The organism is Phenylobacterium sp. LH3H17 (assembly GCF_024298925.1).
Classification (GTDB): domain Bacteria; phylum Pseudomonadota; class Alphaproteobacteria; order Caulobacterales; family Caulobacteraceae; genus Phenylobacterium.
In genome coordinates this window covers 4,069,822-4,088,679 of record NZ_CP101283.1, presented here as the reverse complement: position 1 = coordinate 4,088,679, position 18,858 = coordinate 4,069,822, and the positions used below count along the sequence as shown (strand labels likewise).

Sequence of the window (18,858 nt, the reverse complement as noted above, 5' to 3'; positions counted from 1 at the left end):
TCTGTCGGGGGACAGGCGGATGTTCGGACAATTCCTGAGCGAGTTGAAGCGGCGCAACGTCATCCGCGTCGCGGCGCTCTATACGGTGACCGCCTGGGCGATCTTCCAGGTCGCCAAGACCATCTTCGAGACCCTCGAATTTCCCAAGTGGACCTCGGCCCTTGTGCTTGTCCTGCTGGCGCTTGGCCTGCCGATCACGATGATCATCGCCTGGGCCTTCGAGCGCGCGCCGGACGGGACGGTGACCCGGACCGAGGCTCCCGACGGGGAGGCGCCCAAGGCCAGGCTCAACCGGATGGACCTGATCCTGGTCGGCGGCTTCGTCGCCGTCCTGGGGCTGTCCGCCGCGCAGATGGGCGGACTGTTCGGCGACCGGGCGACCGTGTTCGGCCGCGGGGCGCCGGAGAAGTCGGTTGCGGTCCTGCCCTTCGCGACGTTCAGCGCCCTGCCGGACTCCGAATATTTCGCCGACGGCCTGACCGAGGAGGTGATCAACAGTCTGGCGCAGGTGCCTGAGCTGAAGGTCGCCGGCCGTACCTCGGCCTTCTATTTCAAGGGTAAGAACGAGGACCTGCGCGAGGTCGGCCGCAAGCTCGGCGTCGCCCATGTGGTCGAAGGCAGCGTGCGCCGCGACGGCGACAACCTGCGGGTCACCGCCCAGCTGATCAGCGTCAAGGACGGCTTCCACCTCTGGTCCAAGACCTACGACCGCAAGATGGACGACGCCTTCGCCATCCAGACCGAGATCGGGGTCGCGGTGGCCGAGGCCCTGAAGGTCAGCCTTGCCAAGCCGCGCAAGGGCGCCCCCAACCGCCGCGATCCCCAGGCCTACCAGCTTCAGCTGACGGCCCGGGCCCACTTGCGCAACCGCTCGAAGGAGGACCTGGAGACGGCGCGGGCGTCCTATACGCGGCTGATGGCCCTGGAGCCCGAGAACGCCGACGCGCTCGCCGGCTACGCCCAGACCACCATGATCCTGGCCCAGAACCACCTGGCCCTCGACTTCGCCGAGGCCCGGCGGGTGAGCGAGGCGGCGCTCGACAAGGCGGTGAAGCTGGATCCGAACTCCGCCCAGGTCTGGCTGGCCCGCAGCTACCTGCACCGGGTCCTGGCCCTGCGGCTGGGCGGTGTGCGGTACGATCGCGAAATCGAGGCCGATCTCGCCCGCGCGCTGAGGATCGAGCCGCGCAATCCGGAAGCCCTGACCCACATGGCGACCTATCTCAGCGAACACGGCCGGCCCGCCGAGGCGGTGGCCTCGGCGCAGAAGGCCGTGGATATCGACCCGCTCAACCAGATCTCGCGAATGGTCCTGGCCCAGTCGCTGCAGCGTGTGGGGCGCATGGAAGAGGCGGAGCGCCAGTTCCGCGCGCTCACCGACCTGCATCCCGACTTCCAGGAAGGCCAGTACAAGCTTGGCATGCTGCTGGTCGAACAGGGTCGGCTGGCCGACGCCGAGCCCTGGATGAAGGCGTCCGTCGAGGGCGGCGAGGACCCCTATCCCACCTTCGTGTTGTCCTGGCTCTACCTGAACCTCGGCCTGATGGACGAAGCCGACCAGGTCATCACGGCCATAAAGGTGGAGCCGGGCAAGTCTCTGGGCGAGGCGGGCCGCTTCGCCAATAAGGGCGATTGGCAAGGCCAGCTCGAATTCGGCCGGGCCAAGGCCGCCCGGCACAAGGACGAGCCGTTCTGGCCGGCGGTGATTTTCCAAGGCGCGGCCATGACGGGGCGGTTCGATGAGTCGTACGCGGCTCTCAAGAGTTATCGGCCCGACCTGATGTCGCCTGAGCCTGGGGTCGCCGTGGCCGACCCGAACTCCCCCCTGCTGGGCGCCTATGTCATCGAGAAGCTCGGGGACAGGCAGCAGGCCATCCGCATCTACAACCGCGTGCTGGTCGTGACGGAGCCCGCCCCCGGACAGCGCCTGCCCAACGACCTGCGCGTGCCGCGCGCCATCGCCTATGCGGGCAAGGGCGACAAGGCCCGCGCCCTCGCCGAGCTGGAGGCCGCCTATGCGGGAGGCTGGCGCACGGCCTTCCTGTTCGACTTCAACTGCTGGATCGACGAGGTGCCCCACTTCGCCGGCATGCGTGACGAACCGCGTCTCAAGGCCCTGGTGGCGCGGATGAAACAGGACCTCGCCAAGCAGCGGGCCGTGCTGCTGGCCCGACGGAAATAGCGCTGATACCTTCGGCTTCAATCTCGGTCGGCGCGCAAAACGGACAATCGGTGTAGCGTCCGCCCATGGATGACCTGCCGACCGCCCAACTCGAAGCCCTGCGCGACCTTGCGCGGAAGAAGACCGGGGCGGCCGTGCCGTTCGTCAATATCAGCGCGGCCCGCGCCCTGACCGACCTGGGCCTGGCCGAGCGCAGCCAGGAGGGCTGGGATATCACCCCTGCCGGGGCGGCCTATCTGGCGCGCCAGGGCGGACCGCCCTCGGAAGCCTAGTCCTCGGGGGGCAGGTCCTCGCGGCCCTCATTGGGGTCTGCCTCGGTCACCGCCGGCGGAGCGGCGATGACCTTGCCCTCCGCGAGCCGCACGTCAGGCACGGCCTCTCGCGTGAAGGGCAGCCACCAGCTCTGGCCGACCCTGGGCTGGATTTCCAGCAGGTCGCCCGCCCCGAAGTCCCGGACGTCCTTGACCTTGCCAAGCGCCTCGCCGGCGGCGGTCTCGACCGCCAGCCCGATCAGGTCGGCCAGATAGAATTCGTCTTCCTCGGGCTCGGGCAGCACGTCGCGGGCGATGAACAGTTTCAGGCCGCGCAGGGCCTCGGCGGCGTTGCGGTCGTCGCAGCCCTTCACGCGGGCCACGATGCCGCCCTTCGAAGGGCGGGCCGAGGCGATGACCGGGCCGGGCGAGCCGTCCTGGCGCATCAGGTTCTTGTAGTTGGCCACCGCCATCGGATCGGCGGTGTAGGTGGTGATCTTCAGTTCGCCGCGGACGCCATGGGCGCCCCCGACCTGGGCCACGAGGAGGAGCTGGTCGCTCACGCGGGGGCTCCTCCTCGCAGCATAGGGGTTTAGCCCTCGGCCTTGTCGGCTTCGGCTTCGGCGGCCGGAGCTTCCTCGGCGGCGGCTTCAGCAGCCGGGGCCTCTTCAGCAACGGCTTCGGCGGCGGGCGCTTCAGCTTCAGCAGCGGGAGCTTCCTCGGCGACCACTTCGGCGGCGGGGGCTTCTTCGGCGGCGGCTTCGGCGGCCGGAGCCTCCTCGGTCACGGCCTCGGCTGCGGGGGCTTCCTCGACGACCGGTTCCGGCTCGGGCGGACGGGCGGCGGCTTCAGCGGCGGCGGCGGCCAGGTCGGCCTCGCGCTTGGCGCGCTCTTCGACGCGTTCCTTCGCCTTCTGGCCGGGCTCACCCTTCTTCGGGTTGTTGCCGTGCTCCCACTTCACCACGCCCTCGTTGGAGAGGAAGCGGGCGACGCGGTCGGTGGGCTGGGCGCCCTTGCCAATCCATTCCTGGATGCGCTCGACCTTCAGGGTGACGCGGTTGCCGTCTTCCTTCTTGAGCATCGGGTTGTAGGTCCCGACCTTCTCGATGAAGCGGCCGTCGCGGGGCGAGTGGCTGTCGGCGACGACGATGGAATAGTAGGGGCGCTTCTTGGCGCCGCCACGGGCGAGACGGATCTTCAGCATGGGTAGTCCTTTGTAAGATCTAGGATTTCTTGAATGGGTTGAAGACGGAGGGCATGTTCATGCCGCCCAGTCCCGGGAGTTTCGGAGGTTCGGCTTGGCCGAGATTGGCGGCCAGGCCGCCGGGCTTGCCCGCCAGCCTGCCCAGCTCCTCGAGCTGTTTGGTGTCGGGCGGAGGCAGCTTGCCGCCGCCCAGGGCCTTGAGGCGGTCCGCGCCGCCGCCGCCGCCGATCATGCCGGCCATGCGCGCAAAGCCCTTGCCGCCGTCGCGGCTCATCATCTTGAAGGCGTCGGCCATCTGGCGGTGCTGCTTCAGCAGGCGGTTGACGTCGGCCACGTCCACCCCGGCGCCGGCGGCGATGCGGCGCTTGCGGGACGCCTGGAGGATGTCGGGCTTCTTCCGCTCGGCCTTGGTCATGGACGAGATGATCGCCGACTGACGGTCGAGCGTCTTGTCCGAGACATTGGCCTCGGCCATCTGCTTCTTCATCTTCTGGACGCCGGGCAGCAGGCCCATCAGGCCCTCCATGCCGCCCATCTTCTTCATCTGGGCGAACTGGTCGGCCATCATGTCCAGGTCGAACTGGCCCTTGGCGAGCTTGCGCGCCATGGCCTCGGTCTTGGCCTGGTCCAGGTCCTGGGCGGCCTTCTCGACCAGGGCTACGACGTCGCCCTGGCCCAGGATTCGTCCGGCCACCCGGCGGGCGTCGAACACGTCCAGGCCGTCGATCTTTTCGGACACGCCCAGATACTTGATCGGCAGGCCGGTGACCGCGCGCATGGAGAGCGCCGCGCCGCCCCGGCCGTCGCCGTCGGCCCGCGTCAGGACCAGGCCGGTGAGCGGCAGGCGCTCGTGGAAGGCCTTGGCGGTGCGCACCGCGTCCTGGCCGGTCAGGCTGTCGGCCACCAGCAGGGTCTCGGACGGGGTGGAGATCTTCGCGATCTCCGCCGCCTCGTTCATCATCGCCTCGTCGAGCGTGGTGCGTCCGGCGGTGTCGAGGATGAGGATGTCGTAGCCCTGCAGCCTGGCCGCGGTCATCGCCCGCTTGGCGATGTCGGTGGCCATCTGGCCCGCAACGATGGGCAGGAACTCCGCGCCGGCCTGCTTGGCCAGCATGCCCAGCTGCTCCATGGCGGCCGGGCGGCGGGTGTCCAGCGAGGCCAGCAGGACCTTCTTGCGTTCCTTGACCAGCTTCAGCGCCAGCTTGCCGGCGGTGGTGGTCTTGCCCGAGCCCTGCAGGCCGGCCATCAGGATGACGGTCGGCGGGTTCAGGCTAATATTGAGGCCTTCGGCGGTGTCGCCGCCCAGCATCTCCACCAGGCCGTCATAGGTGATCTTGACCACCTGGTCGGCGGGGCGGATCGAGCGGATCACGTCCTCGCCCGAGGCGCGTTCCTTGGCCTTGGCGATGAACTCGCGGACCACCGGCAGGGCGACGTCGGCCTCGAGCAGGGCCACGCGCACCTCGCGCAGGGCCTCGTCGATGTCCTTTTCCGAGAGCACGCCCCGCCCGGAGAGGCGGTCGAAAACCCCGGATAGCCGATCTGTCAGCGCGTCGAACAAATACCAACTCCTAGTGGCCCAAACGCAATCGACCCCCGTGGACGATCACGTCGACGGGGGGCCTCGCCGCCCTCGTCCCACATCATTCCGTGGGGGTCGTGGCGGTGGAGGGCGCGATTGCTCTGCGCCGGAAGGGGCGGCTTATGCGCCGAAGGGGCCCGCAGGTCAAGGCGAGCGGGGCGCCGCAGGGCGGCTTCAGTCTGGTCCTGGCCGGCGCCAAGGCGTGGCTGGACCACGGCATCGCGCTCAACCTGGTTCCCGACCGCCACCTGGACGCGCAAGTGTCGGGGTGGAAGGGTTGGTTTCCGCCCAGGTCCTCCCCCAGCGCGCAGCGCGGTTTGGGGGAGGTGGCTCGGAGCGAAGCGGAGAGACGGAGGGGGTTGAAGCGCGCGGACGCGAGTCAAAGTCCCCCTCAGTCGGCTTCGCCGACAGCTCCCCCAGAGGGGAAGCAACTAGGAAGCAGACCCCCCTAGGCCGTCGGGAAGCCCTTGTTTCGAAGGTAGGGCTTCACGTCCACGTCGCGGCCCATGAGCGTCCGGAAGGCGATCTCCGGGTCGACGGAGTTGCCGATGCTCATGACATTGGCGCGCAGCTTGGCGGCCATGGCCTTGTCGTACATGCCGCCCGGCGTGCGCTTGAAGGCGTCCACCACGTCCAGCGCCAGGGTCTCCGACCACAGGTAGCTGTAATAGCCGGCCGAGTAGCCGTCGCTGGCGAAGACATGGCCGAACTGCGGGGTGCGGTGGCGCATGACCAGCTCGCTGGGCATCCCGAGCTTGGTGAGCTCCTCGCGCTCGAAGGCGTCGGGATCGATGTCCACGTCGCCGGCCAGGTGCAGCTTCATGTCGATGATCGCCGAGGAGAGGTACTCGGTGACCTCGAAACCCTGGCGGAAGGTCGAGGCCTTCTCCAGCTTCTCCACCAGCTCGGCCGGGATCGGCTTCCCGGTCTTGTGGTGCAGGGCGTAGCTATTCAAAATTTGAGGCGTTGGCAGCCAGTGTTCGTTGATCTGGCTGGGGAACTCCACATAGTCGCGCGCCACCGCCGTGCCCGAGAGCGAGGGATAGGCGACGTCGGAGTTGAGGCCGTGGATGGCGTGGCCGAACTCGTGGAACATGGTCTCGGCGTCGTCCCAGGAGATCAGCACCGGCTCGCCGGGGGCGCCCTTCACGAAGTTCGAGTTGTTGGAGACGATGGTGGTGACCGGCTTGTCGAACTTCTCCTGGGTCCGATAGGCGTTCATCCAGGCGCCGGAACGCTTGCCCGCGCGGGCGTAGGGGTCGAAGTACCAGAGGCCCTGGTGCTTGCCGTCGCGCTTGACCTCCCAGACGCGGATGTCGGGGTGGGCGACCGGCACATTGGACACCTGCTCGAACTGGAAGCCGTAGACCTGGCCCGCGGCCCAGAACATGCCCTCGCGCAGCTTCTCCAGCTGCATGTACGGCTTCACCTCGTTCATATCGAGGGCGTAGCGGTCGGCCCGGACCTTCTCGGCGTAGAAGCGGTAGTCCCAGGGCTCGATGCGGTGGCCGGCCTTCTCCTTGTCGGCGATGGCCTGCATCTCGGCCACCTCCTCCTTCACCCGCGCGATGGCCGAGGGCCAGACGCGCAGCATGAGCGCCATGGCGGCCTCCGGCGTCTTGGCCATGGCGTTCTCGAGTCGCCAGTGGGCGTGGGTCGGATAGCCCAGCAGCTTGGCCCGCTCGACCCGCAGCTTGAGGATCTTCTTGATATTGGCGTTGTTGTCCTTGGCGTCGCCGTTGTCGCCGCGGCTGTAATAGGTGCGCCAGACCTTCTCGCGCAGGTCGCGGCGGGTGGAATAGGTCAGGAACGGGTCCATCGAGGAGCGGGTGTTGAGGATCGCCCACTCGCCCTCGTGGCCACGGTCCTTGGCGCCTGCGGCGGCGGCGGCTCGGACGTCGTCGGGCAGGCCCGCCAGCTCGCTCTCGGTGCGCAGATAGAGGACGTAGTCGGTCTCGTCGGCCAACAGGTTCTGGGTGAAGCTGGTGAACAGCCCGGCCAGTTCCTGGTTGATCTCGGCGACGCGCTTCTTGTCGGCCGGCGAGAGTCGGGCGCCGGCGCGCACGAAGCGGTTCCAGTAGAGCCAGGACAGCCGCTGCTGCTCGGGGGTCAGCTTGGCGCGGGCCTCGTAGACCGCCTCGATGCGCTTGAAGAGCTTCTCGTTCTGCAGGGTCTCGTCGTCATGAGCCGAGAGCTTGGGCGACATCTCCTTCTCGATGTCCCGGAGTTCGGGCGTCGAGAGGGTGCTGGACCAGACCCCGTAGAAGGTCCCCACCCGGTCGCTCATGTCGCCGGCGCGCTCCAGAGCCGCGATGGTGTTCTCGAAGGTCGGCGGCGTCCTGCTGTCGGCGATGGCGTCGATCTCGGCGCGCTCGGTCTTCATGCCCAGCTCGAGGGCGGGCTTGAAGTCGGCGACGGCGACCTTGTCGAAGGCGGGCACGCCGCCATAGGGGCCGGTCCAGGCCGCGGTCAGGGCGCCGGCTGCGCCCTGGGCGAAGGCGGCTGCGGGCAGGGTCGAGGCGGCGACGATCGCGCCCGAGGCGGCAAGGAAAGTGCGCCGTTTCATGGAGTCTCCCGAGAGTTCGTTCAGAGTTGGCGGGACCTTAGGGTCAACCTTGCTGAACGTCACATGACGGGATGGTAATGTGACACCTAGGCAGGGGCCCTGCGGGCGGCCTCGGCGCACTCGCGACTGATCTGGTGGGCCTCGTCTTCCCGCAGTCCGCAGGCGACGAGGAGCAGGGCCACGACGTGGGTCCCGTGCTCCGGAGGTGCGTCGCCGCGGAAGATGTCGCGCTGGGCCATGCGGAAGGCGCCGACGACGATGTTGCGCGCCGCGACCACGTCGGCGGCCTCGCTGAATCGCCCTTGCTCGACACCCCGGAGGAAAAGGATGTCGAACTGCGCCGCGAAGGCCGAGTCGGTCGGGGCGTCGGACTCGCTCAGCCGCAGCGCCATCCACCCTTGGACCGGGTCGGCGGTGAAGGTGGCCAGGATGTGGTGCAGCACCGTGGCGAAGCGGACGGCGATGTCCTGGTGGGGCGGCACGGGCTCGAGGGCCTGGACCATGGCCGAGGAAACCCGGGCGTTGAGGGCGATGATCAGGTCGCCGATCGCGGGGAAGTAGTTGTAGAAGGTGCCGCGCGATACGCCGGCCGCGGCGACGAAGTCCTCGATGGACGCGGCTTCCGGCCCCTTGCGGGAGATGACCTCGGTGGCTGCGTCGAGCAGGCGCTCGCGCGTCTTCGCGCGGCGGTTCTCCGCCGTCGCGGCTCGGGCCTCCAGGTTGACCCGCATGGGACGGCGTTGGGTCAGGCGGCCTCGGGCAGATACTGTTTCACGGCGTTGGCGGCAGCGAGCGAGAGCGGATCGCTCTGCATCTCCAGGACGTCGATCTCCTGCTGCAGGGCCGCCGTGATCTCGCGATGCGACAGCGGCGACAGATGGAGCAGTGCCTTGGTGGTGGCCCGCGCCAGCGCCAGCGCCGTCTGCAGGTCGACCTCGACGCCGATGCCCCAGGTGGAGGCGGGGTCGTCCGAAGACGGGTCGCGATTGGCGGCCAAAGGATAGCTCATAAAGAAATCTCAACGGATGACGACGCGTAAAACTCCACGGGCAGGAGCGTCCTGGGCAGCCCGTCGCGACCCTGACTTGGCCACGTCTGGATAACTTCGGGCTGACAAGTATGTCAGGATGACACTGGCGTCAATTCGAAATATCCAGATTCGCTGAACGAAGTCATCAAGCCGCTCATGGACGCCTGATCGGCGCCCGGCTACATCGGTCTCATGGCCATTGGCGTTTTCGATTCAGGCGTGGGCGGTCTCTCCGTCCACCGTGCGCTCGTGGAGCGCCTCCCCACCGCGGACTTCGTCTATCTGGCCGACCAGGCCAACGCCCCCTATGGCGGGCGCGAGGGCGAGAACATCGTCGACCTGACCCGGGCCGGCTGCGAGCGGCTGTTCGCCGAGGATTGCGACCTCGTCGTCCTGGCCTGCAACACCGCCTCGGGGATCGCGCTTCGCCGGCTGCAACAGACCTGGTTGCCGGGCTACCGCAAGCAGCTGGGGCGCCCGGTGAACATCCTGGGCATCATCGTGCCGACCATCGAGGCGGCCACGGGCCTGCCCTGGGAGCATGAGGCCGACCGGCGCGGAGACAAGATCGAGAAGCTGGACGTGCTGGCGGTGTTCTCGACGCCGGCCACCGCCCGCTCGCGCGTCTACGAGATCGAGATCGACAAGCGCCGCCAGGACGTGGCGGTGTTCTCCGAGCCCTGCCCGGACCTGGCGGCGATGATCGAGGCGGGCGCCGGCGACGCCGAACTCGCCGCCACCATCAAGGGACATGTGGAGGCCATCACCCGGCGGATCGGGCGCGCGCCCGACCGGGCGATCCTCGGTTGCACCCACTACGAGATCGTCGCCGACATGTTCCGGGCGGCGCTGAAGCCGGGCACTCCGCTGATCCACCAGCCGGGCGCGACGGCGGACGCCCTGGAAGGCTATCTGGCCAAGCATCCTGAGTACCGGGCGGGCGAGGGCGGTTCGCGGCGGTTCCTGACCACGGGAAAGCCGGGGGTCCAGTCCAGCTTGGTGGAGACTTTCTGGGGAGGCCCGCTAAGCTTCGAGAAGGCTTAGGGAGCTGACCTCATGAAGATCGATTGGGCCGCGGCGTTGATCCTGTCGCTCGCGCCGCTCGCCGCGCAGGCCGAGGTGGTCGAGCGCGCCGACACAGGTTTCCGCACCAGGAAGGTCGTCGAGGTCGCCGCGTCGCCGGACAAGGCCTATGCGGCCCTTGGGCAGATCGGGTCCTGGTGGGACGGCGCTCACACCTATACCGGCAAGGCGTCCAACATGACCGTCAAGCTGGAGGCCGGCGCCTGCTTCTGCGAAGCCCTGCCCGGCGGGGGCGTGCGCCATGGCGTCGTCGCCCTGGCCTGGCCCGACCAGCACACCCTGCGCCTCGATGCGGCGCTCGGTCCGCTTCAGGATGAAGGCGCGGCCGGGGCGCTGACCTTCAAGATTTCGCCGAAGGCCGGCGGCGGCTCCACCGTCACCGTCACCTATCATGTGGGTGGCATGCGCGCCGGCGCCGCCAAGGCCTTCGCCGACCCCGTCGACCAGGTCATCGGGACCCAGGCGCTCCGGTTCGGCAGGTTCGTGGACACCGGCAAACCGGACTAGGGGCGGGCCGACGCCGTCAGGACGGCGTCGAGGCGCGCGCCGTCCAGATAGAGGGCGAGGCTGGGCGAGGGCTGGGCGCCGGCGCTCTGAACGGCGTCGGCCTGCCGGGGGCCGACCATGGTTGTGATGGGAATAACCCCGCTCCAGGCGCTCCAGGCCTCATCCTCGGCGAGGCGGTTGACGCCGCCGGCCCTGACCTTCGCCGAGGCTTCGTCGATGGTCATCTCCACTAGGCCGATCTGCTTGATCTCGCTGTCCAGGGCCGGGCGCAGCTCGGCGGAACGGTTCGGATAGAGCCGGTCGATGAAGGCGCTCATCGCCGCCCGCCGCGCCTCCAGCCCCTCGACCATCCGCGCCGTGCCGAAGGCCATGACCGAGCGGTAGTTCATCGAGTGGGCCAGGCCCGAGCGTGCCAGGACCAGGCCGTCCATGTGGGTGACCGTCACGCACACCGGCAAGCCTGAGCCCTGGGCGCGGATCATCCGGCTGGCGGCCGAGCCGTGCCAGTAGAGCTTTCGCCCCTCGCGCCAGAAGGTGGTTGGCGTGACGAAGGGCTCGCCGTCCAGGACGTAGCCCACGTGGCAGAGGACGGCCGAGTCGAGGATCGCGTAGACGCTCGCTTCGTCATAGGCGGCGCGGTCGGGCTTGCGCCGCGCCTTGGACCGGGCGGTGGGGTGGAAGGTCTCGCTCATCTCAAGCTCCGTTCGTACCGTTTGGTACCGACGATGCGGTCTGGCCGACAGGTCCAATCCCTACTGGTTGGTCAGACCACTTTCCGGCATGATCGCGCCATGAGCTGGGCCGACATCTATCCCTGGAGTCCGCCGGAGCCCGGCGAGCCGGTGGTCCGGCGCCTGTACGACCAGGTGCGCGGGGCGATCCTGTCCGGAGCCCTGAAGCCGGGGGGGCGCCTGCCGTCGAGCCGCGATTTCTCGGCCCGGCTGGGCGTGGCGCGGGCCTCGGTGGTCGCCGCCTACGACCTGCTGCTGGCCGAGGGCTATGCGGAGGGCCGCGCCGGATCGGGCACCTATGTCTCCAGCGACCTCAGCGGGGTGATCGACGTCAGGCCCCAGGCGCCGGCGCCCTCCGCGCCGCCGCCGCCGATCCCGGCACGGGCGCGGGTGCTGGACGAGATCACCTTCCCCGCGCCCCACGCCGAACCCCGGCTGTTCGCCACCGGTCGCACCCTGCTGGACGCGCGCGCCCTGGACGCCTGGTCGGCCTCAACGCGGCGGGCCCTGCGCACGCTGGGGCCGGTCCATTTCGGCTACTCGGACGCCGCCGGCGAACGGCCCCTGCGCGAGGCGATCGCCGACTACCTGCGCGCCGCCCGGGGGGTGGTCTGCGAGCCCGACCAGGTGATCGTCACGTCCGGCGCCCAGCACGCCGTGGACATCGCCGCGCGCCTGCTGTTGCACCCCGGCGACCGGGTGTGGATGGAGGATCCGGGCTATCCGGCGACCCTGCACGCCCTCAACTCGGCGGGGGTGGCGATCCAGCACGTGGCGGTGGACCGCTCGGGTCTGATCGTCGCCGAGGGGGTCGCCGCGGCGCCCGACGCGCGGGTGGTGTTCGTGACGCCGTCGCACCAGTACCCGCTGGGGGTGACGCTCTCGATGGCGCGGCGTCTGGAGCTGCTGGCCTGGGCGCGGGAGACCGGCGCCTGGATCGTCGAGGACGACTACGCCTCGGAGTTCCGCTACGCGGGCCCGCCCCTGGCCTCCCTGCAGGGCCTCGATGGCGGGGAGCGGGTGATCTATGTGGGCACGCTCAACAAGGCGCTCTTCCCCGGCCTGCGGATGGGCTACGCCGTCGTGCCCAGGGCGCTGGCCACCGCCTTCGCCAACGCCCGCCAGGCGATCGACCGCCAGCCGCCGACCCTGACCCAGGCCATCCTGCTGGACTTCATGCGCGAGGGCCATTTCGCCGCCCACATCCGCCGTCGGCGCCTGGCGGACAAGGCCAAGCGCGACGCGCTCGCCCACGCCCTGACCGACCAGATGGGCGAAGTCCTCGAGGTCGACGTGCCCGACCAGGGCATGCACCTGATCGCCTATTTCAAGAACGGGCGCTTGGACCTGGACGCCGAGGCGGCGGCGGATCGGGCCGGGATCTATGTCCGCGCCATCAGCCGGCTCTATCGCGTGGCGGCGCCCAGGTCAGGGCTGATGCTGGGCTTTTCCGGTTTCCCGGCGCGGACGATGGCCGCCGGCGTGGCGCGGTTGAAGAGGGCGCTGGAGTGAATCGCACCGACGAGTTGCTCCCCTCCTGGGGGAGCTGTCGGCGAAGCCGACTGAGGGGGACTTTGACCCTTGCCGTTGGGCTTCAGCCCCCTCCGTCACCTCGCCGAAGAGGGCGACGCGCCACCTCCCCCAGAAGGGGAGGAGCTTGAAAGTGTCTACGCCGCCGCGGCTTCTCCCGCGATCACGCGGCCGACCGCGTTCACCACCGAGGCGATGCGCAGGGCCGCCTGGATGCTGGTGTTGGGCACGCCGTGCTTCTTCAGCTCGGCCTCGTGGGCGTCCAGGCACATGCCGCAGCCGTTGATCGCCGAGACGGCGGTGCACCAGAGCTCGAAGTCGACCTTCTCGACACCCGGATTGGCCAGGACGTTCATGCGCAGCTTGGCCGGCAGGGTCTTGTACTCGCCGTTCGAGATCAGGTGCAGCGAGCGGTAATAGACATTGTTCATGCCCATGATCGCCGCCGCGGCCTTGGCCGCGGTCTTGGCCTCGGCGCTGAGGCCCGCGGCGCTGGCTGCGGCCTCCACCGCCTGGACCACGGCCGGAACGCCGACGGCGTGGGCGGAGGCCACGAAGGCGCCCCACTTCTGCTGGTCGCTGAGCAGGGTCTCGGCGGCCAGGCTCGAGAGGTTCAGGCTCAGGTCCTTGGCATAGGCGGGCAGGGTCTCGCGCAGGGCGTCGAGCGACATGGGAAACTCCGGAACTGAAAGGGAAGGGGGGTCCGGGCGCGCGGGGAGATCGCGCGCCCGGACCGGAAGGCCAGCCTTAGGGGGCTGGAGGGAGAAACCTAGGCGGCCTTCAGGGTTTCGCCGCCAACCGAACGGTTGCACGGGCAGAGTTCGTCGGTCTGCAGGGCGTCCAGGACCCGCAGGGTGTCGGCGGGATTGCGGCCGACGCTCAGGTTGGTGACGTAGACGTGCTGCACGACGTTGTGCGGATCGACCACGTAGGTGGCGCGCAGGGCGACGCCCTCGTCCTCATTGAGCACGCCGAGCGCACGGGCGAACTTCCCGGAATTGTCGGCGAAGTTCCAGATCGGCAGGCTGTTGAGGTCCGGGTGCTCCCGGCGCCAGCCCAGCTTGGAGTGCTCGTTGTCGGTCGAGCCGCCCAGGACCACGGCGTCGCGCTCCTCGAACTGGCCGTTCAGGCGGGCGAACTCGGCGATCTCGGTCGGGCAGACGAAGGTGAAATCCTTCGGATAGAAGAAGATGACCTTCCACTTCCCCGGGAAGCTTTCCTGGGTGAGCGTCTCGAAGGCGCTCTCGCCGTTCTCTTCATGACGGTTGAACTTGGGCTTCACGCCCACGACCTTGAAGTCCGGCAGTTTCTCGCCAACGCCCAGCATCAGTCTCTCCTTGAAAATTACACGCGGCCGAAGCCGTGACGGGGAGATAGGGATGCTGCGGTGCAATATCCAATCGATTGTCTCTGGAAATTAGATAGATTTTCCCTATCTTGGATTCATGAGCCTGCCCACCCTGCGACAGCTGCAATATCTGAAGCTCCTGGCCGAGCATGGCTCCTTCGGCCGGGCGGCCGACGCCGCCCATGTGACCCAGCCGACCCTCTCGTCCGGCGTGCAGGAGCTGGAAAAGATCCTCGGCGCCCCCGTGGTCGACCGGGCCCGCTCGGGCATGATCCTCACCGCCGTGGGCCAGGCGGCGCTGGAGCGGGCGATCGTCATCCTCAACGAAGCCGAGGAACTGGTGCAGGCCGCCCGCAACGCCGGCCAGCCGCTCACCGGCCGCTTCCGGCTGGGGGTCATCCCCACCATCGCCCCCTTCCTGCTGCCCAAGGCCCTGCCGCTGCTGCGGGCCCGCTTCCCCAAGCTGCGGCTGTTCCTGCGCGAGGACCTGACTCATCGGCTGCTCGCGGCGCTCAAGGCCGGCCAACTGGACGCCGCCCTGATCGCCCTGCCCTACGATATGGCGGGCCTCGCCCACGCCCATGTGTCGGATGACGAGCTGCTGGCCGCCCTGCCGGGCAACCATCCCCTGGCCCACGAGAAGGAGGCGCCGCCCTCGGCGCTGGAGAACGACGACCTGATCCTGCTGGAGGATGGCCACTGCCTGCGCGACCACGCGCTCGCCGCCTGCGGCCTTAAGCCGCCCAAGGCCACCGGCGAGGAGGAAGCCTTCGCCGCCACGTCCCTGCCGACCCTGGTGCAGATGGTGGGGTCGGGCCTCGGGGTCAGCTTCATCCCGGCCATGGCGGTGGCCGCGGGCCTCACTGACGCGGCCGACGTCGCCGTCCTGCCGCTGAAGGGCGACCATCCCAACCGCGAGATCGTGGTCGCCTGGCGGGCGGGCTCCAGCCGCGCGCCCGAGGGTCGGCTGCTGGCCGAGACTCTTCGCGGAGCTTGAGCTTAGCTGGGGCGTTAGTGGCTGGCTGACAGGAGCATCCCTTTTGACCCGATTTCCCTCTCTGGCGCTCGCGAGCGTCGCCGTCTGCCTTTCCGGCTGCATGAGCATGTCGCGCAGCGAGACCGTATCGGCGCTCTCGACCGACTGGACCGCCAACGGCCGGGTGGACGAGATCACCCTGACCAAGGGCGACCTCAAGGTGACGCCGCAGTTCGACGACATCTTCAAGGCCAGGGTGAAAGCAAAGCTGGACGCCTGCGCCAAGGGGACCCGGCCTCTGCGCCTGGAGGCCATGATCGACCGCCTCGACAAGGCCAATCCCGTCATGACCACGGTGGTGGCCGGCGCAAATGTCCTGCGGGGCGAGGCGCGGCTGGTGGATATCGCCACCGGCAAGGTGGTGGCCGACTACAAGGTCGGCCAGACGATCGTCGGCGGCCGCTTCGCCATCGTGGTGATGGGCGAGGCCGAGGAGCAGCTCTCCGAGGCCTTCGGTGACGAGCTCTGCAAACAGGCGTTCCCCGCGTCAAAATAGAATAGTTTCGATATATCTATTGCAATCCGATCCGCTCGAGATATATCTGTCAAATCGACATATCTAAATAGGATCGAAAATGTATCGACACCACTGGAAACAACACGAGCAGCGGAGCCGCCATGCGTTCGGCGGCCACGGCCATGGGGGGCATCGCCGCGGCGGCCCCGGGCGGGGCGGGCGCATCGGCCGCATCCTGGACCACGGCGACCTGCGCTTCGTGATCCTGGCCCTGCTGAAGGAAAAGCCCAGCCACGGCTACGAGCTGATCCGCGCCCTGGAAGAGCGCACCGGCGGCGCCTATCGCCCCAGCCCGGGCGTCATCTACCCGACCCTCTCCCTGCTGGAGGACGAAGGGTTCGTCCGTCAGACGGGCGGCGACGGCGGCCGCAAGGCCTATGAGATCACGCCGGAGGGCGACACGGCTCTGGAACAGAACCGCGCGGCCGTCGACGCTGTCTTCGCCCGTCTCGACGAGGCCGGCGAGCAGTCGCCCCGGTCTTCGCCACGGGTGGCCCGGGCCATGCAGAACCTGGGCGTCGCCTTGAAGCTGCGCCTGCAGGGCGAAAGACCCAGCGAGGCGCAGATCGACGCCATCGCCGCGGCGATCGACGCGGCCGCTGCGAAAATCGAGCGGGTCTAGGGATTGGCGCCTTGCGCGAGCCGGGCCTGGCCGTGGAGTGGCGGCGCGGGGCCTAGAGCGCCTTGGTGAAATAGAGGGCCAGCTCGTCGTCCACCTCGACGATCTGGCCGGGCGTGACATTGGTCCCGTTCCAGGCGATGCCGCGTCCGTCCGGCAGATAGCCGCGCAGCACGTAGAGCCGCTGGGCCGGGCCGTAGTCCGGATAGAGACCGACCCCGATCCCGGCCACCGGCGAACGCTCGCCGATCAGGGCCTCGGCCGCGTCCATCAGGCGTGAGCCGATACCCTGGCGGCGGAATGGGGGTAGGACGTTGAAATCCTGGATCTCCGGAATCCCCATCGCCCGGAACGGCCGGTAGGTGGATTCCCAGCGCACGGTCAGATAGCCCGCGAAGGCCCCGTCCAGGCGAGCCACCAGCACGGGCCGCTCGCCGGCGGTCTGCTCGTCGAGATAGCGCTCGTACTGGGCGGCCGGCTTGATCCACCCCATGTCGGCGAACGCCGCCTCGAAGGCCGCCGGATCATCCTTGGCAAGCCAACCGATCTTCAGCATCAGTCGAACAACTTCTGGCTCAGATAGACATAGTGCCTCGCCCAGCGCCGGGCGTTCAGCTCGGGGTCGGCGTCGTTGGCGTGGCCGCCGAAGGTGTTCTCGAAATAGAGGTAGGGATAGCCAAGAGACTCGAGCTTGGCGGCGAACTTGCGGGCGTGACCGGGATGCACACGGTCGTCGCGGGTATTGGTCGTGACATAGGGTTCGGGATATTTCCGGCCGGGCTTGAGGTTCAGGTAGCCGTCATACTTGGCGATGATGGCGCGGTCGGCCGGGACCTCCGGATCGCCGTACTCGCCCACCCACGAGGCGCCGGCCGAGAGCTTGTGGTAGCGCAGCATGTCGGTCAGCGGGCTCTCCACCACCACGGCGTTCCAGAGCTCGGGATGCTGGGTGAGCGACACTGTGGTCAGCACGCCGCCGTTGGAGCGGCCGTAGATGCCGAGCCGGCGCGCCGAAGTGATCTTCCGCGTGGCCAGGTCGCGGGCCACGGCGGCGAAGTCGTCAAAGGCCAGCTGGCGCTTCTCACGCAACACCGACTGGTGCCAGGCCGGTCCGAACTCCCCGCCGCCGCGGATATTGGCGATGACATAGGCGCCGCCGCGCTCCAGCCAGATCTTGCCCATTTCCGGGATGTAGACCGGCGGCTTGGCGACCTCGAAGCCGCCGTAGCCGTACATGATGGTCGGGGTCGAGCCGTCCAGCTTGGCGGTCTTCGGGCGGACCACGAAATAGGGGATCTTGGTTCCGTCGCTGGAGGTCGCCCAGTACTGGTCGACCCGGTCCCTGGAGGCGTCGAAGCGGGCGGGCAGGGTCTTGACCTGCCGGGCCTGGCCCGTGGCGGCGTCGGCCAGCCAGAGGCTGTTGGGTGTGAGGAAGGTCTCGCCGGCGACGAACAGTTGGTCGTCCTTCCCCGAGGTCGAGCGCAGGGTCAGGGTGGCGTCCTTGGGCAGGGCCAGGCGCCGAACGGTCCACTTGCCGTTCCTGCGATCATAGACGTCGATCGCGCCCTTCACATCCTCCAGCAGTTCGACAGCCAGCATGCCCTTGGTGTCGGCGACGTCGCGGACCGCCTGACGCGGACTGGGCTGGAAGATCAACTCCGGCTTCAGGGTGGCGGGATCGACGCCGATCAAGGCCCCGCTCTGGAAGCCGGACCACGCCTTCTGCAGGGTGAAGACCATGACGCCATCCACATAGGCCTTGAACTGCGCCTTTCGCGGCAACGGCACCCGGGTCAGCAGGCCGTCGGCGTACAGGCTATGTTCGGACTCGAAGAACGACAGGCCGCGCCGGATCAGGATTCCATCCACCTTGCCGCCCTGGCCGCGCAGAACGGCGCCATTCGCGGCGACATCGGACTTTTCCCCACGGAAGATCTCCTTGGGGTCGCCGGAACGGCTGACGATCTTGACCACATAGCCGTACCCGGAACTGGTCACTTCGCCCGGAGTCCACTCCCGTGACGCGATCAGACTGTCGCGATCGATCCAGTCCACCTCCTGCTTGCCTTCGGCCAGCCGGAATCCGCCCTCGACGAAGGCCTTCCTGGCGGTGTCGAACTCGCGCAGTTCGACCGCGTCGCCGCCGCCGTTGGAGAGTCTGACCAGGCAGGTGGTCTCCGCCGGCTTGAGGCAGGTCGCGCCCTTCCAGAACCAGTTCTTGCCCTCGGCCTTGGCCAGGGCGTCGAGGTCGAGCAGCACATCCCAGGCCGGATCGGCCCCGCGATAGGAGGCCAGCGAGGCGCTGCGCCAGATCCCGTGGGTGTTGACCGAGTCCTGCCAGAAATTGTCCACGCCCGCGCCGCGGAAAGTCGGCTGGGCGATGCGATCCTCGGCGGTGAAGATCGCCCGGCCCTGCGCCAGGAACGGGTCGTAGCGGGCGTCGCCTTCCAGGCGCTTGGCGGCCTTGGCGTTCTGCGCCTCGACCCAGGCCATCGACCGCGGCGAGTCGATGTCCTCGAGCCAGATGAAGGGGTCCTCGGCCTGGGCGACGGCGGCGGCCGGGGCGATGAGCAGGGCGCCTGCGAGCGCCGCGGGGAAGAGTTTCATGACGCCATGGATAGGTCGGCCGGGCAGGGCCTGTCTTCCTAAAGGTGATCGGCGGACAATTCTCC

General features: G+C 68.6%; 19 protein-coding genes. 8 read left to right on the top strand and 11 right to left on the bottom strand.

Annotation, left to right across the window (positions count from 1 at the left end; translation table 11 throughout):
* Positions 1-19: 19 nt before the first annotated feature.
* Together M9M90_RS20195 and M9M90_RS20190 are read left to right on the top strand one after the other, a co-directional pair.
* Positions 20-2,182 carry a tetratricopeptide repeat protein gene (locus M9M90_RS20195; RefSeq protein WP_254835023.1) on the top strand — a complete coding sequence of 721 codons (2,163 nt, stop codon included), beginning with the start codon at positions 20-22 and terminating at the stop codon, positions 2,180-2,182.
* Positions 2,183-2,247: 65 nt separating this feature from the next.
* Positions 2,248-2,454, top strand: a complete 207-nt coding sequence (locus M9M90_RS20190) for a hypothetical protein (protein WP_254835022.1) — start codon at positions 2,248-2,250, stop codon at positions 2,452-2,454.
* Here the strand turns inward: M9M90_RS20190 and rimM are convergent.
* From rimM to M9M90_RS20160, 6 genes are all read right to left on the bottom strand, one after another.
* Complete coding sequence (rimM, locus tag M9M90_RS20185; RefSeq protein ID WP_254835021.1) at positions 2,451-2,996, bottom strand: ribosome maturation factor RimM; 546 nt, start codon at positions 2,994-2,996, stop codon at positions 2,451-2,453. The two genes, M9M90_RS20190 and rimM, sit on opposite strands and share 4 nt — an antisense overlap.
* Positions 2,997-3,025: 29 nt before the next feature.
* Positions 3,026-3,637: a 30S ribosomal protein S16 gene (gene rpsP / locus M9M90_RS20180; protein ID WP_254835020.1), complete on the bottom strand. Its 612-nt coding sequence runs from the start codon at positions 3,635-3,637 to the stop codon at positions 3,026-3,028.
* Positions 3,638-3,656: 19 nt separating this feature from the next.
* Positions 3,657-5,198: a signal recognition particle protein gene (gene ffh, locus M9M90_RS20175; RefSeq protein ID WP_254835019.1), complete on the bottom strand. Its 1,542-nt coding sequence runs from the start codon at positions 5,196-5,198 to the stop codon at positions 3,657-3,659.
* Positions 5,199-5,667: 469 nt separating this feature from the next.
* The gene (locus M9M90_RS20170; protein WP_254835018.1) at positions 5,668-7,785 is read right to left on the bottom strand and encodes a M3 family metallopeptidase; all 2,118 of its coding nucleotides are present in this window, start codon (positions 7,783-7,785) and stop codon (positions 5,668-5,670) included.
* Between the two features lie 86 nt (positions 7,786-7,871).
* A complete protein-coding gene (locus tag M9M90_RS20165) occupies positions 7,872-8,516 on the bottom strand; it encodes a TetR/AcrR family transcriptional regulator (protein WP_254835017.1) in 645 nt (214 codons plus the stop codon).
* A 14-nt stretch (positions 8,517-8,530) separates the two neighbouring features.
* Positions 8,531-8,794: a hypothetical protein gene (locus M9M90_RS20160; RefSeq protein WP_254835016.1), complete on the bottom strand. Its 264-nt coding sequence runs from the start codon at positions 8,792-8,794 to the stop codon at positions 8,531-8,533.
* 213 nt (positions 8,795-9,007) lie between these two features.
* Here M9M90_RS20160 and M9M90_RS20155 point away from each other — a divergent pair, with 213 nt between their 5' ends.
* Both M9M90_RS20155 and M9M90_RS20150 read left to right on the top strand, forming a co-directional pair.
* The gene (locus tag M9M90_RS20155; protein WP_254835015.1) at positions 9,008-9,859 is read left to right on the top strand and encodes a glutamate racemase; all 852 of its coding nucleotides are present in this window, start codon (positions 9,008-9,010) and stop codon (positions 9,857-9,859) included.
* 12 nt (positions 9,860-9,871) lie between these two features.
* A complete protein-coding gene (locus tag M9M90_RS20150) occupies positions 9,872-10,405 on the top strand; it encodes an ATPase (RefSeq protein WP_254835014.1) in 534 nt (177 codons plus the stop codon).
* Here M9M90_RS20150 and M9M90_RS20145 read toward each other — a convergent pair.
* Positions 10,402-11,097 carry a pyridoxamine 5'-phosphate oxidase family protein gene (locus M9M90_RS20145; RefSeq protein WP_254835013.1) on the bottom strand — a complete coding sequence of 232 codons (696 nt, stop codon included), beginning with the start codon at positions 11,095-11,097 and terminating at the stop codon, positions 10,402-10,404. The genes M9M90_RS20150 and M9M90_RS20145 overlap by 4 nt on opposite strands.
* Positions 11,098-11,196: 99 nt before the next feature.
* Between M9M90_RS20145 and M9M90_RS20140 the strand changes: the two genes are divergently transcribed.
* On the top strand, positions 11,197-12,648 hold the full coding sequence (locus M9M90_RS20140) for a PLP-dependent aminotransferase family protein (protein WP_254835012.1): 1,452 nt from the start codon (positions 11,197-11,199) through the stop codon (positions 12,646-12,648).
* A gap of 155 nt (positions 12,649-12,803) precedes the next feature.
* On the opposite strand, the gene M9M90_RS20135 is transcribed toward M9M90_RS20140, so the two are convergent.
* Together M9M90_RS20135 and M9M90_RS20130 are read right to left on the bottom strand one after the other, a co-directional pair.
* On the bottom strand, positions 12,804-13,337 hold the full coding sequence (locus tag M9M90_RS20135; protein ID WP_254835011.1) for a carboxymuconolactone decarboxylase family protein: 534 nt from the start codon (positions 13,335-13,337) through the stop codon (positions 12,804-12,806).
* Between the two features lie 98 nt (positions 13,338-13,435).
* Entirely contained in the window at positions 13,436-13,993 is a 558-nt protein-coding gene (locus tag M9M90_RS20130; RefSeq protein WP_254835010.1) for a peroxiredoxin, read from the bottom strand.
* Between the two features lie 118 nt (positions 13,994-14,111).
* On the opposite strand from M9M90_RS20130, the gene M9M90_RS20125 reads away from it, so the two are divergent.
* From M9M90_RS20125 to M9M90_RS20115, 3 genes are all read left to right on the top strand, one after another.
* Complete coding sequence (locus M9M90_RS20125; RefSeq protein ID WP_254835009.1) at positions 14,112-15,011, top strand: hydrogen peroxide-inducible genes activator; 900 nt, start codon at positions 14,112-14,114, stop codon at positions 15,009-15,011.
* Between the two features lie 43 nt (positions 15,012-15,054).
* Positions 15,055-15,546: a hypothetical protein gene (locus tag M9M90_RS20120; protein WP_254835008.1), complete on the top strand. Its 492-nt coding sequence runs from the start codon at positions 15,055-15,057 to the stop codon at positions 15,544-15,546.
* 79 nt (positions 15,547-15,625) lie between these two features.
* Entirely contained in the window at positions 15,626-16,189 is a 564-nt protein-coding gene (locus M9M90_RS20115) for a PadR family transcriptional regulator (RefSeq protein WP_254835007.1), read from the top strand.
* A gap of 52 nt (positions 16,190-16,241) precedes the next feature.
* Here the strand turns inward: M9M90_RS20115 and M9M90_RS20110 are convergent, their stop codons facing one another.
* A complete protein-coding gene (locus M9M90_RS20110) occupies positions 16,242-16,742 on the bottom strand; it encodes a GNAT family N-acetyltransferase (RefSeq protein ID WP_254835006.1) in 501 nt (166 codons plus the stop codon).
* Positions 16,742-18,793 (bottom strand): prolyl oligopeptidase family protein, encoded by a 2,052-nt coding sequence (locus M9M90_RS20105; protein WP_254835005.1) that lies wholly within the window; start codon positions 18,791-18,793, stop codon positions 16,742-16,744. The genes M9M90_RS20110 and M9M90_RS20105 overlap by 1 nt, the downstream gene beginning before the upstream one ends.
* Positions 18,794-18,858 lie beyond the last annotated feature (65 nt).

What these genes read in the sequence shown, in the direction of transcription:
- M9M90_RS20195 (WP_254835023.1), top strand. Translation starts at nt 20, where the DNA reads ATGTTCGGACAATTCCTGAGCGAGTTGAAGCGGCGCAACGTCATCCGC.
- M9M90_RS20190 (WP_254835022.1), top strand. Translation starts at nt 2,248, where the DNA reads ATGGATGACCTGCCGACCGCCCAACTCGAAGCCCTGCGCGACCTTGCG.
- rpsP (WP_254835020.1), bottom strand. Translation starts at nt 3,637, where the DNA reads ATGCTGAAGATCCGTCTCGCCCGTGGCGGCGCCAAGAAGCGCCCCTAC.
- M9M90_RS20170 (WP_254835018.1), bottom strand. Translation starts at nt 7,785, where the DNA reads ATGAAACGGCGCACTTTCCTTGCCGCCTCGGGCGCGATCGTCGCCGCC.
- M9M90_RS20165 (WP_254835017.1), bottom strand. Translation starts at nt 8,516, where the DNA reads ATGCGGGTCAACCTGGAGGCCCGAGCCGCGACGGCGGAGAACCGCCGC.
- M9M90_RS20160 (WP_254835016.1), bottom strand. Translation starts at nt 8,794, where the DNA reads ATGAGCTATCCTTTGGCCGCCAATCGCGACCCGTCTTCGGACGACCCC.
- M9M90_RS20155 (WP_254835015.1), top strand. Translation starts at nt 9,008, where the DNA reads ATGGCCATTGGCGTTTTCGATTCAGGCGTGGGCGGTCTCTCCGTCCAC.
- M9M90_RS20150 (WP_254835014.1), top strand. Translation starts at nt 9,872, where the DNA reads ATGAAGATCGATTGGGCCGCGGCGTTGATCCTGTCGCTCGCGCCGCTC.
- M9M90_RS20145 (WP_254835013.1), bottom strand. Translation starts at nt 11,097, where the DNA reads ATGAGCGAGACCTTCCACCCCACCGCCCGGTCCAAGGCGCGGCGCAAG.
- M9M90_RS20140 (WP_254835012.1), top strand. Translation starts at nt 11,197, where the DNA reads ATGAGCTGGGCCGACATCTATCCCTGGAGTCCGCCGGAGCCCGGCGAG.
- M9M90_RS20135 (WP_254835011.1), bottom strand. Translation starts at nt 13,337, where the DNA reads ATGTCGCTCGACGCCCTGCGCGAGACCCTGCCCGCCTATGCCAAGGAC.
- M9M90_RS20130 (WP_254835010.1), bottom strand. Translation starts at nt 13,993, where the DNA reads ATGCTGGGCGTTGGCGAGAAACTGCCGGACTTCAAGGTCGTGGGCGTG.
- M9M90_RS20125 (WP_254835009.1), top strand. Translation starts at nt 14,112, where the DNA reads ATGAGCCTGCCCACCCTGCGACAGCTGCAATATCTGAAGCTCCTGGCC.
- M9M90_RS20115 (WP_254835007.1), top strand. Translation starts at nt 15,626, where the DNA reads ATGTATCGACACCACTGGAAACAACACGAGCAGCGGAGCCGCCATGCG.
- M9M90_RS20110 (WP_254835006.1), bottom strand. Translation starts at nt 16,742, where the DNA reads ATGCTGAAGATCGGTTGGCTTGCCAAGGATGATCCGGCGGCCTTCGAG.
- M9M90_RS20105 (WP_254835005.1), bottom strand. Translation starts at nt 18,793, where the DNA reads ATGAAACTCTTCCCCGCGGCGCTCGCAGGCGCCCTGCTCATCGCCCCG.